At 30.7% G+C, this 11281-nt stretch carries 11 protein-coding genes and 1 pseudogene; 7 read left to right on the top strand and 5 right to left on the bottom strand.

Going from position 1 to position 11281, the window contains the following annotated elements:
• The 7 genes and pseudogenes from ACKVOV_RS10775 to ACKVOV_RS10745 form a co-directional block, all read left to right on the top strand.
• Nucleotides 1-258: pseudogene (locus tag ACKVOV_RS10775) on the top strand (AhpC/TSA family protein); the annotation flags it as partial.
• A gap of 3 nt (nucleotides 259-261) precedes the next feature.
• Entirely contained in the window at nucleotides 262-711 is a 450-nt protein-coding gene (locus tag ACKVOV_RS10770; protein WP_409206762.1) for a YHS domain-containing (seleno)protein, read from the top strand.
• A gap of 2 nt (nucleotides 712-713) precedes the next feature.
• Nucleotides 714-1085, top strand: coding sequence for a DoxX family protein (locus tag ACKVOV_RS10765; protein ID WP_409206761.1), 372 nt, complete (start codon nucleotides 714-716; stop codon nucleotides 1083-1085).
• 11 nt (nucleotides 1086-1096) lie between these two features.
• The gene (locus tag ACKVOV_RS10760; protein ID WP_409206760.1) at nucleotides 1097-1585 is read left to right on the top strand and encodes a DinB family protein; all 489 of its coding nucleotides are present in this window, start codon (nucleotides 1097-1099) and stop codon (nucleotides 1583-1585) included.
• Complete coding sequence (locus ACKVOV_RS10755; protein WP_409206759.1) at nucleotides 1573-2283, top strand: NRDE family protein; 711 nt, start codon at nucleotides 1573-1575, stop codon at nucleotides 2281-2283. The genes ACKVOV_RS10760 and ACKVOV_RS10755 overlap by 13 nt, the downstream gene beginning before the upstream one ends.
• Nucleotides 2283-3317, top strand: a complete 1035-nt coding sequence (locus ACKVOV_RS10750; RefSeq protein WP_409206758.1) for a D-alanine--D-alanine ligase — start codon at nucleotides 2283-2285, stop codon at nucleotides 3315-3317. Before ACKVOV_RS10755 ends, ACKVOV_RS10750 begins: the two co-directional genes overlap by 1 nt.
• A 5-nt stretch (nucleotides 3318-3322) precedes the next feature.
• Complete coding sequence (locus tag ACKVOV_RS10745) at nucleotides 3323-3952, top strand: hypothetical protein (protein ID WP_409206757.1); 630 nt, start codon at nucleotides 3323-3325, stop codon at nucleotides 3950-3952.
• A 4-nt stretch (nucleotides 3953-3956) separates the two neighbouring features.
• Here ACKVOV_RS10745 and ACKVOV_RS10740 read toward each other — a convergent pair whose 3' ends face one another.
• The 5 genes from ACKVOV_RS10740 to ACKVOV_RS10720 form a co-directional block, all read right to left on the bottom strand.
• Entirely contained in the window at nucleotides 3957-5492 is a 1536-nt protein-coding gene (locus tag ACKVOV_RS10740) for a YifB family Mg chelatase-like AAA ATPase (protein WP_409206756.1), read from the bottom strand.
• A gap of 111 nt (nucleotides 5493-5603) precedes the next feature.
• Nucleotides 5604-7454, bottom strand: coding sequence for a CocE/NonD family hydrolase (locus tag ACKVOV_RS10735; RefSeq protein ID WP_409206755.1), 1851 nt, complete (start codon nucleotides 7452-7454; stop codon nucleotides 5604-5606).
• Nucleotides 7455-7461: 7 nt separating this feature from the next.
• The gene (locus ACKVOV_RS10730; RefSeq protein WP_409206754.1) at nucleotides 7462-9471 is read right to left on the bottom strand and encodes a thioredoxin family protein; all 2010 of its coding nucleotides are present in this window, start codon (nucleotides 9469-9471) and stop codon (nucleotides 7462-7464) included.
• A complete protein-coding gene (tilS, locus tag ACKVOV_RS10725) occupies nucleotides 9471-10775 on the bottom strand; it encodes a tRNA lysidine(34) synthetase TilS (RefSeq protein WP_409206753.1) in 1305 nt (434 codons plus the stop codon). The genes ACKVOV_RS10730 and tilS overlap by 1 nt, the downstream gene beginning before the upstream one ends.
• Before the next feature lie 71 nt (nucleotides 10776-10846).
• Entirely contained in the window at nucleotides 10847-11236 is a 390-nt protein-coding gene (locus ACKVOV_RS10720) for a hypothetical protein (RefSeq protein ID WP_409206752.1), read from the bottom strand.
• Between the last annotated feature and the right edge of the window lie 45 nt (nucleotides 11237-11281).

The raw sequence follows: 11281 nt of genomic DNA, 5'->3' as shown, positions 1-11281 counted from the left end.
AAACTAAATTACACACTATTATCGGATAGTAAAGCTCATTTCATGAAATCTTTAGGTATTGCTTATGCTATTCCAGATGGTTTAAAAAAGCAGTTAAAAACTGTTTTGCATGGAGTGAAAAATGACTTTCTTCCTGTTCCTTCACTATTTATAATAAATGAAGAAAACAAAATTGAGTTCGAATACATCAGTCCAGATTATAAAACAAGAATTTCTAAAGAATTATTATTAGCAGTTGCAACATCTTTAAAAAAATAAAAAATGAAAAAACAGTTATTAATTATAGCCATACTTTTTACCCTTTCAAGTTTTTCTCAAAATGCAAAAAGGATAGAATCCTTTAACCTTGAAAAGAAAACTGCCATACAAGGTTATGATCCTGTAGCTTATTTTAAACAAAAAAAAGCAATAAAAGGAAAGAAAGAATTATCATTTACTTATGAAGGCGTGATTTATAATTTTTCTACGAAAGAAAATAAAGAAATCTTTGCAAAAATGCCAGCCATGTACGAGCCTCAATACGGAGGATGGTGTGCTTATGCTATGGGAAGTTCTGGAGATAAGGTCGAGATTGATCCTGAAACTTTCAAAATTATTGATAATAAGTTGTACCTTTTTTACAATGCTTATTTTAATAATACGTTGAAAATTTGGAATAAGGACGAAAAAAATCTAAAAATGAAAGCAGATTTAAACTGGAAAAAATACTAATTATGAATTTAATTTTAATAAACAGAACAGCAAAAATAATTGTAGCTTTTATTTTATTGCAAACGTTATATTTCAAATTTACGGCAAGCCCTGAATCGGTTTTTATATTTACAAAACTAGGAGCAGAGCCATTTGGAAGAATTAGTTCAGGAATTATCGAATTATTAGCATCAATATTTTTGTTTGTGGATAAAACAAAATTTTATGCTGCATTTATAGCCATGTCAACCATGTTTGTGGCTATGGTTTCACATCTATTTATAATTGGTATCGAAGTGAAAAATGATGGTGGAACCTTATTTTTTATGGCTTGCATAACATTTATATTAAGTTTATATTTAACATTTAGATACAAAAAGGACATTAATTTTTAATAAAATAAACTATGAATTTTAGCGCTATAAGACATACTTTAGAAGAATTAAAGGACTTATTAAATCAATTATCTAACGAAGATTTTGCATTGCCAATTTTATATTTGGGAAACTCATCTGTTGGGGAACATACCAGACATATTATAGAAATGTTTCAATGTTTGCTAAATTCATACGAATCGGGTTTATTGAATTATGATGATAGAAAAAGAAATATCTTAATTCAAACAGATACCAATTTTGCGATTCAATCGATAGATGATATTATCAAATCTATTGAAATAGAAAATAAAAGTATTGTTTTAAAACAGTTACTTTGTAAAAATTATACAGTAATAGAAACCAACTATTTTAGAGAGTTATTATACAACTTAGAACATTGTATACACCATCAAGCACTCATAAAAGTAGCTGTTTTTCAATTAGGAGACATACAACTTACGGAAACTTTTGGTATTGCACCATCAACTATCGAATATAGAAAACAATGTGCACAGTAAGTTTTGTAAATAGTAATGGTAAATATATCATTACATCAAATAGGGATGAAAAAGTTGCTAGAGAAAAAGCTATCGAACCCAAGATTCATTTGGTAAATGACAAAAAAATATTTTTTCCAAAAGACCAAAAAGCGGGTGGCACTTGGTATGCGATAGATGATAAAGCGCATATTGTTGTATTGTTAAATGGTGCCAAAGAAAAACACGAGCTAAAATCCAGTTACAGAAAAAGTAGAGGATTGATAGTTTTAGATTTAATTAGTTCTGAATCCGTAATTTTATCTTGGCAAGAAATAAATCTCGACAATATAGAACCATTTACATTGGTTGTTTTTGAAAACCAAAAATTATATCAATTACAATGGAATGAATTAAAAAAAGAAATCACGGAATTAGATACAACGAAAAATCATATTTGGTCTTCATCGACCTTATATCCGTTAGCCATTCGGGAACAAAGAAAGCAATGGTTTTATGATTTTTTAGAATCTAAAAATAGCATTTCAGAATTAGATATGTTGCATTTTCACAAAAATACCGAAGATAATAATAAGGAGAACGGATTGGTTATAAACCGAAATAACCTATTGAAAACCTTAAGTATCACACAAACTGTTATCGAGAAAAATAAGGTTTCATTAACTCATTATGATTTAATAGAAAATCAAGAATTCACTAATTCATTTATAGTAATTTAATGCGATTATTTCTTCATAAACTTACCAATTGGGAATATTGGCCATTTAAAATAGTTTATATTCCTATTTATTTTTTGTGGGCTTTTTATGCTATAAAATCTAGAACGATTTTCTTTTTTAATGCTTCTAATCCAACCATGCGAAACGGAGGTTTTATTATGGATAGCAAAAAAGAAATTTATGATTTAATTCCGCAGAAATACTACCCAAAAACCATACTTATAAAAGAAAATTCCTCTTTAGAGGATGTTTTAATAGTTAAAGAAAACTCAAATATTTCCTTTCCATTAATTGTAAAACCAGATATAGGTTTGCGAGGTTCGGCAGTTAAAAAAATAAATGCTATTGCCGAATTGAAAGAGTATCATGAAAGTGCAAATTTCGATTATTTAGTGCAAGATTTAATTCCTTTCTCGAACGAAATAGGTATTTTTTATGTTCGCTTTCCCAACCAAGAAAAAGGAAAAATTACTGGAATAGTAGCTAAAGAATTTCTAATTGTTACAGGCGATGGGAGATCGACAATCAAAGAGTTAATAAAACAAAATCCAAGATTTGAAATGCAGTTAACTGCTTTAGAAAAAGAATATAAAGACAAGTTAGATGATGTATTACTTAAGGATGAAAAATTAAATTTAGTTCCTTTTGGAAATCATTGTCGCGGTTCAAAATTTGTGGATGCCAGTTATCTAATTTCAGATAAATTGACAAATGTAATAAATGAAATGTGTTTGCAAATAGATGGTTTTTATTTTGGACGAATGGATTTAATGTACAATTCTATGGCAGAATTAGAAGAAGGAAAAAACTTTCAAGTGGTCGAAATAAATGGCGCTGCAAGCGAACCAACTCACATATATGATCCCAAACATTCTATCTTTTTTGCTTGGAAAGAATTGGCAAGACATATTACTTATATGTACAAAATTAGTATTGCAAATAACAAAAATGGAGTTCCATTTCTGACACATAAACAAGGAATGCATCAATATAGATTACATTTAGAGCAAAATAATAAAATTGGTAATTTTTAATAATTGTGAACTACTTAAAAAACTTTATAGTCGGATTTTTAGTCAGTTTCGTGGGTTCGATCCCGCTAGGTTATTTAAATTTTATTGGCTTTGAGATTTATAATAAATCAAATCTCATCGAATTACTGTATTATTTATTTGGCGTTGTAATTATCGAGGGAATTGTAATTTCTTCTACTTTTTATTTTGCTAACAAACTGATTTTAAATCCTAAACTTAAAAGATGGATTTCAATATTTTCGATTATTTTTTTAATTGTTTTAGCAATTTATTTTTACCCTTCAGAGTATAAAAACATTGAAAAAAACAATAATTCAGTTACTTTTTTATTGTATCCGTCATTTATTGTTGGATTAATATTAAGTTCTTTAAACTTTGCGCAAATTCCATTTTGGTTTAGTTGGAATATTTTTTTGGTTAATGAAAATTATATCTCTTCACTTAAAAACTTAAAATATATCTATGTATTAGGAACTTTAATGGGAACATTTTCTGGAATGTTACTATTAGTTTTAGCGCTAAAAAAAATTACAAATCAAGGAATTATTTCTGATAATTTTATATCAAATAATATTTGGATTATCTTTTTCGGATTGGCTATTTTTCAATTATTTCAGCTTTTAAAAAAGAAATAATTTTTTACCCCAACCAACCATCTCTATCTAAACTTCGATACTGAATTGCCTCGGCAATATGACTTGAATTTACTTTCTCGGTAGCTTCTAAATCGGCAATAGTTCGAGATACTTTTAAAATTCTGTCGAAGGCACGAGCAGAAAGATTTAGTCTTTCCATAGCTGTTTTTAGTAATTGTAACGAGGCTTCGTCAAGAGCGCAATGCTCTCTAATTTGTTTGGTATTCATTTGTGCATTGTAATGAATATTGTCAAAAAGTTCAAATCGAGCCGTTTGAATTTCACGAGCAGCAGTTACACGTTTTCTAATTTCGACACTACTTTCTCCATTTCTTTTTTCGGTTAGCTTATCAAAAGGAACAGGAGTCACTTCAATATGAATATCAATTCGATCTAGTAAAGGCCCAGAAATTTTACTCAAATATCGATTCATTTCATGAGGAGAGGAAGTGTTTGGAGAGTCTGGATCGTTAAAAAAACCACTCGGACTTGGATTCATACTCGCTACCAACATAAATGATGATGGATAAGTTATGGTAAATTTTGCTCTCGAAATGGTAACTTCTCTATCTTCAAGAGGTTGACGCATTACTTCTAAAACTTCACGTTTAAATTCAGGCAATTCATCAAGAAATAAAACACCATTATGAGCCAACGAAATCTCGCCAGGTTGCGGATAGCTTCCTCCACCCACCAATGCTACCGAGGAAGCCGTATGATGTGGGCTTCTAAAAGGACGTTGATTCATCAATCCAACGTCTTTTACCTTTCCTGCGACACTGTGTATTTTAGTGGTTTCCAATGCTTCTTTAAGTGTCATAGGAGGCAAAATGCTAGGCAAACGTTTGGCAATCATTGTTTTTCCAGAACCAGGAGGGCCAATTAAAATGATATTGTGTCCGCCAGCCGCCGCAATTTCCATGCAACGTTTGATGCTTTCTTGTCCACGAACTTCCGAAAAATCGAATTCAGGGAAATCTAATGTTTTATAAAATTCGTCACGGGTATTAATAACTGTAGGTTCTAACGTTCCTTTTCCTTCAAAAAAATCGATTACTTCCAATACATTTTCTACGCCGTACACATCCAATCCAGCAACAATTGCGGCTTCTTTTACATTTTGTTTGGGCAGAAAAAAACCTTTAAAACCTTCTTCTTTCGCTTTTATGGCAATAGGTAGTACTCCTTTTATAGGTTGTAAACTACCATCGAGTGATAATTCCCCCATAATAATATATTTGTCTACTTCTTCCGATTTGATTTGCCCTGAAGCAGCAAGAATTCCTATAGCCAATGTCAAATCGTAGGCAGAACCTTCTTTGCGTAAATCGGCAGGAGCCATATTGATGGTGATTTTTTTTACGGGAAGATTGTAACCGTTATTTTTTAGCGCTGCTGCAATACGATAACTACTTTCTTTGATGGCATTATCAGGTAATCCAACTAGGTGATAACCAACACCTTTATCTATGTTTACTTCGACGGTTATGGTCGTGGCTTCGACTCCGAAAACGGCACTTCCAAATACTTTTACTAACATGGCGTATATTTTTATATTTTCAAAAATAGTGTTTTAACTTATAAAAACAAAAAACCTGCAAGGATTAACTTGCAGGTCAGTATATTAATTGTTTTTTATTTAAAAATCTAATTATTTTAAAATAGTAAATTCAATTTTTGAATCATTATATACTTTATGTGTTTGCTTTTTGAAATCTTCTTTTTTTGCATAAAAAATATTTTCTACAAATGTTTGAGGGTTCAAATCTATGAGAGGAAACCAAGTACTTTGTATTTGAATTTGTATTTTATGCCCTTTTTTGAAAGTATGAAAAACATCTTGAAGTTTAATATTTACTGATGTTTTTTGATTAGGAACAAAAGGTTCAGGTTTAATAAAGCTATTACGAAAACGACCACGCATAATTTCACTTCTTATCATCATATGGTAATTACTCATTTTTAAATAAGGAGCAATTTCTTTAGTTTCTGGTTCGCTATTTGGGAATACATCGATTATTTTCACAATCCAATCGGCATCAGTCCCAGTAGTAGCTACTTGTAATTGAGCTAGTATTTCTCCAGCAAGTGTTGTGTCATTGTCTAATGCTTCGGTTTCAAAAACTAAGACATCTGGTCTTTTAGCTGCAAAACGTTGGTCATCGGTCATATATTTTCTAGGTGTAATACCTCGTTGCGAGATATCTTCGGAAGAAGGAACAGGTTTTTTGGGATCACTAATGAATTCTTCAAAAGTACCATCATTAGAATTAACCTTGGTTAATTGTTCATTACTTTGTAAATAATAACCTTGTTTTTCAGTATTTTTAGGAGGCCAAGCATCATAGCTTTTCCATTCTTTTTTACCTGTATCAAAAACATAAGCTTCAGGTAACGTGTTTTCTCCTTTGCCATTGTCCTTTAAAAAATGATGAAAGAAATTTGCTTCTACATTTTTTTGAAAATTTGCCGAAATACTATCTCCAAAATAAATATTTCCTATGATTTGCTTTTCTTTATTTCTTGCCCAATCTCCATGACTCCATGGTCCCATAACAATAGTGTTGTAGTTTTTGCTGCTTTTTTCAATGGTTTGGTAAGTATTTAATGGGCCATATAAATCTTCTGCATCAAACCAACCACCAACAAACATTACCGCTGGTTTTATATTTTTCATGTGCTGCAATAAACCACGTTTTTGCCAAAATTCATCATAGCTAGAATGGTCTTTTAGCTGTTGCCAAAATTCATCATTTTTAGACATATAAGAATCTAAATTAGTAAGTGGGCCTGCATTTAAGAAAAAATTATAGTCGTCTAATGTATTTGTTTTAGGAAAGGTAAACCAATCGTCAGGCGTTCTTTTTGTTTTTTGTGGACCAAATAATGGTGTGGCTTTCCAATAACTAAGTAAATAAGCACCATTGTGATGAAAATCATCGAAAAAGAAATCAGAAATACACGCTTGAGGAGAAACAGCTTTCAAGGCGGGATGATTACTTAATAATGAATAAGACGCATAAAATCCTGGATACGAAATTCCCCAAGTTCCTACATTGCCATTATTATTAGATACGTTTTTAACCAACCAATCAATGGTATCGTAAGTATCAGAAGCCTCATCAATGTCTTTATTGTTTTTTTTATTAGGAATAAAACCACGCATATTATCATACAAGCCATCACTCATATATCGTCCACGAACATCTTGATAGACTACAATATAGCCTTCTTTCATCATGACTTCGTTTGGTGCAATACTCTCATCAAATTTATCTAATCCGTAAGGAGAACAACTATAAGGTGTTCTTTGCATTATGATAGGATACTTTTTTGAAGTGTCTTTTGGTGAATAAATAGTGGTAAATAATTGTGAACCATCACGCATGGTAATGTGAACTTCTTTTTTGGTATAGTTTTCAGCTACATAATTTGGTTTTTTCTCTTGTGCTGTCAACGAAATTGTAAGCAACAAGAAAACAATTGAGAGTAATTTATTCATTAGTTTTTTATTTTTTAAATTTAGAAATTCCCTCTTCGAGCCAAGTTTTGTATTCCTGAATGTTTGGAGTGTAAGGTACAGGTTCGTTTAACTTTTTTTCATCTAAACCTATCAAAACATAGTATGGTCTTGCATTTGTACCATAATTTAATCGTTGAAACTCACTCCATTTCTGACCAATAGTTGTTATTTTATTTCCAGTTTCTTTAGATATATATTGCTCACTTACAGGCAATTCTTTTCTGTCATCACCGTAAAGAGAAATTAATACAATATCATTCTTAAGAATTTTTAAGACAGCTTCGTCAGACCAAACATTGTTCTCCATAACCCTACAATTTTGACATTGCTTTCCTGTAAAATCTATTAAAATAGGTTTGTTTACTTCTTTTGCGTATGCTAAACCTTGTTCGTAATCTTCAAAAGAAACTAAATTATGAACACCATAAACCGCATTTTTGGGTAATTGTGCTGCATTGCTTGAAACTGTGTTATTTCCAAATCCCTGTGGACTTTCACTATAAGTACTTGGTGGTGGGAATGCTGATATTATTTTTAGTGGTGCACCCCAAAGTCCAGGAATCATATAAATTGTAAAAGATAGCGTTATAACTGCCAACACCATTCTACCAACAGAAATATGGTTTAAGGGACTATCGTGTGGCAAAGTAAATTTTCCAAATAGATATAATGTTAATGCTCCAAAAATTGCAATCCAAATCGCAATAAATACTTCTCTTTCTAGTAAATGTAAATCTAAACCAATGTCTGCATTAGAAATAAATTTCATTGCCAATGCCAATTCTATAAATCCAAAAACGACTTTTACAGTGTTTAGCCAACCACCAGATTTTGGTAAATTACTAAGTAGGCTAGGAGCCAGAGCAAAAAACATAAATGGTAAAGCCAATCCTAAGCCAAATCCAAGCATCGCTATCGATAGAATTGTAGCTCCTCCATCAGAATTTAATGAAGTTCCCATCACTAAACCAATTGCTGGTCCAATACAAGAGAATGAAACAATAATTAAGGTTAATGCCATGAAAAACACACCTATTAATCCGCCTTTATTGGAAGCATGATCTACTTTATTTGCAAATTTATTCGGAATTGTAATTTCGAAAGCACCAAAAAAGGATATGGCAAATATTGCAAATATTAAGAAGAAGAAAATATTCAAATAAACATTATTGGATATTTCCGAAAAAATATCTCTATTTATTCCTTCAATCAAATGGAACGGAATCGTTATTAATACACAAATAGCAACAATACAAAATCCGTAGAAAAAGGCATTGAATTTACCTTTAGATTTGCTAGAAGATTGTTTCAAGAAAAAGCTAACCGTCATAGGAATCATAGGGAATACACAAGGTGTAATGGTTGCAAATAACCCTCCTAAAATAGAAAGTAAAAAGATAGACCAGATCCCTTTATTTTCGCTTTTTTCTTCTTTTTTTGGTGTAGTTATAATTGGAGTGTTTTCTTTTGCAATATCAGTTTTTACAGTTTCTTTTGTTGCTGAAGAAGAATCTACATTTACAATAGTAGTTACTGGCTTAGCTTCTTGGGTTACTGATTTCGGGATGTCAAATTGAAATGATTTATTTGCATTTATACATGATTCTTTACAAACTTGGTAATCTAAATCAACTTTTACGTTTTTTAAATCTGTATTTGTAACTTTTATTTTCTGAGTTAAAGTCACGTTTTTTTCGAAAAAAGTTTCATTAACTTCAAAAATATCATTGAAAGCTGTTTTTGTTTTACTTTCTTTGGTTTTTCCAACCAATTCGTAATTACCTTTTTCAAATTTTAAAACCGTTGGAAGCGGTCCACCATCGGCTGTAAACTGAGAATACATATGCCAACCAGCATCTATTTTTCCTTCAAGGATTAAATTAAACTCTGTTTCAGAAATTTTCTCGACTCTTGAGTTCCATTTTACTGGATTTAGAATTTGAGCTTGTGTACTTAAAAAAGTAAAAAATAGGAGTAAAGTGATTATTTTCTTCATTATAGTAATTCTAATTGTATTATATTTTTGGTTGTTTTATTTGCAATAAATTGTTGGTCTGCACGCTTTCCGACTACCCAAACAATTTGATTTTTGGAACACAAAAGCCAAGTATTTTCTTTCTCTATCAATGACATTTTTTCATCCTTAAAGTATTTACTCAACTTCTTTTTGCCATTCATTCCTGACGGATAAAAAGAATCTCCTTCATTCCATTTTCTGACTGTTAATGGAAATTGTAGTTTATCTTCATCAACAAATATAATTGTATTTTTAGGAGTAGAAATGTCATTTACTTTACAAATAGAAAGTTTTAAGGGAATTTTAACTTCTTTTTGGTCTATTTCAATAAAATATGCATCATTTTCTAATTCCTCTATTTCTTTTAAAATTAAAAAATCTCGGTCTTTTAGTAATCGATAATTTTTAGAAAAAATTTGTTTTCCTGATTGAGATTCAACCAAATTATAAATATCTTCCCAAGCTGTAAAATCATATTCCCGCAACCACTGGTACAAATAGGATTTGTAATTGGGCAATTGGGTTAGTTTTTTTAAATCGAAAGTAATAAATCCATTATCTTCTTTTGCTACTTGTTGGTAAATCATAATTGTAGCATCTTCGACCATAATTTGAGCTTCTTGCAAGTAATTTTGCGTTTTCTGGAAGGAATCTAGAAAATTAGGATTCAATTCTTTTAATATGGGAACCAAATCATGACGAATCTTATTTCGTAAATATTTATCGGAAGCATTGCTTGAATCCTCTCGCCATTGAATGCTATTTTCTTTAGCATATTTCTCTATTTCTGAACGAGAAAACGGCAATAATGGACGAATAATTTGTTCGTTTTGTTCAGGAATTCCAGTCAATCCATCTAAACCTGTTCCGCGAGTTAAGTTAATGAGGAAAGTTTCTAAATTATCATCGGCATGATGTGCTGTAAGTATAAAATCGAAATTTTCAGTTTCTAACAATTCATAAAACCAATTGTACCGAAGTTCTCGAGCCGCAATTTGAGTTGATAATTTATAATCTTTGGCAAAATTCTCAGTATCAAAATGGGTTATAAAAGCTGGAATGTTATTCTTAGAAGCATAATCTTGAACAAATTGCTGATCACCAAAACTCTCTAAACCACGCAACTGGAAATTACAATGTGCAATGGCAATATTATAATTCAGTTTCTGAAATAAATACAACATGATCATACTGTCAATTCCGCCACTTGTAGCTAAAAGGAGTTTTTTGTCTTTTAAGTAGGGAAGTTTGTTTAGTAAATGATTATGTAACTTTTCTATCATCGGATTTAATAAAGTGCTAAAGTAATAATAAAAGTTTGGCATAAAAAGTACACCAAACTTTTATTGCTTTTTTACATTGATGATGCGTCAGAAAAAGCTTTTAAAATTTCCTCTGACGATTTTGAAACAGAAATTGTTGAAATTACTTTTTTAGTCTTAACATTAATAAACGAGATAACACCTGTCGATTTCAATTTTAGATTTTCTAAGCCGTTTGCTTTAAGTGTTTCAGCAGATACAATTTTGGTTTCTTTGTCTGATAAATCATTCACTAAAACAGTTACTTTTGTCATGTCTATTTTTGACATAACTTCGCTTCCAACTCGAGCATCATTTTTAACACAGGTTGGACACCATTTTGCTTTACTAACAACTGCATATACAGATGGTTGTGTTTGAGAAAACATTTGTACAGAAAATAAAATTACTGCAGCTAACAAGATTTTTTTAATACTTTTCATGATTTAATTTTTTTAAAGTTATATGTATTAATACCATTAAATCGA

The sequence above is a fragment of the Flavobacterium sp. genome (assembly GCF_046153165.1).
GTDB lineage: Bacteria > Bacteroidota > Bacteroidia > Flavobacteriales > Flavobacteriaceae > Flavobacterium.
Note: the sequence above shows the minus strand (reverse complement) of the source record. Positions and strands in the feature narration are given on the sequence as shown.

Excerpts from the sequence above, each read along its gene's own strand:
- ACKVOV_RS10770 (WP_409206762.1), top strand. The coding sequence starts at position 262 with ATGAAAAAACAGTTATTAATTATAGCCATACTTTTTACCCTTTCAAGT.
- ACKVOV_RS10765 (WP_409206761.1), top strand. The coding sequence starts at position 714 with ATGAATTTAATTTTAATAAACAGAACAGCAAAAATAATTGTAGCTTTT.
- ACKVOV_RS10760 (WP_409206760.1), top strand. The coding sequence starts at position 1,097 with ATGAATTTTAGCGCTATAAGACATACTTTAGAAGAATTAAAGGACTTA.
- ACKVOV_RS10755 (WP_409206759.1), top strand. The coding sequence starts at position 1,573 with ATGTGCACAGTAAGTTTTGTAAATAGTAATGGTAAATATATCATTACA.
- ACKVOV_RS10750 (WP_409206758.1), top strand. The coding sequence starts at position 2,283 with ATGCGATTATTTCTTCATAAACTTACCAATTGGGAATATTGGCCATTT.
- ACKVOV_RS10740 (WP_409206756.1), bottom strand. The coding sequence starts at position 5,492 with ATGTTAGTAAAAGTATTTGGAAGTGCCGTTTTCGGAGTCGAAGCCACG.
- ACKVOV_RS10735 (WP_409206755.1), bottom strand. The coding sequence starts at position 7,454 with ATGAATAAATTACTCTCAATTGTTTTCTTGTTGCTTACAATTTCGTTG.
- ACKVOV_RS10730 (WP_409206754.1), bottom strand. The coding sequence starts at position 9,471 with ATGAAGAAAATAATCACTTTACTCCTATTTTTTACTTTTTTAAGTACA.
- tilS (WP_409206753.1), bottom strand. The coding sequence starts at position 10,775 with ATGATAGAAAAGTTACATAATCATTTACTAAACAAACTTCCCTACTTA.
- ACKVOV_RS10720 (WP_409206752.1), bottom strand. The coding sequence starts at position 11,236 with ATGAAAAGTATTAAAAAAATCTTGTTAGCTGCAGTAATTTTATTTTCT.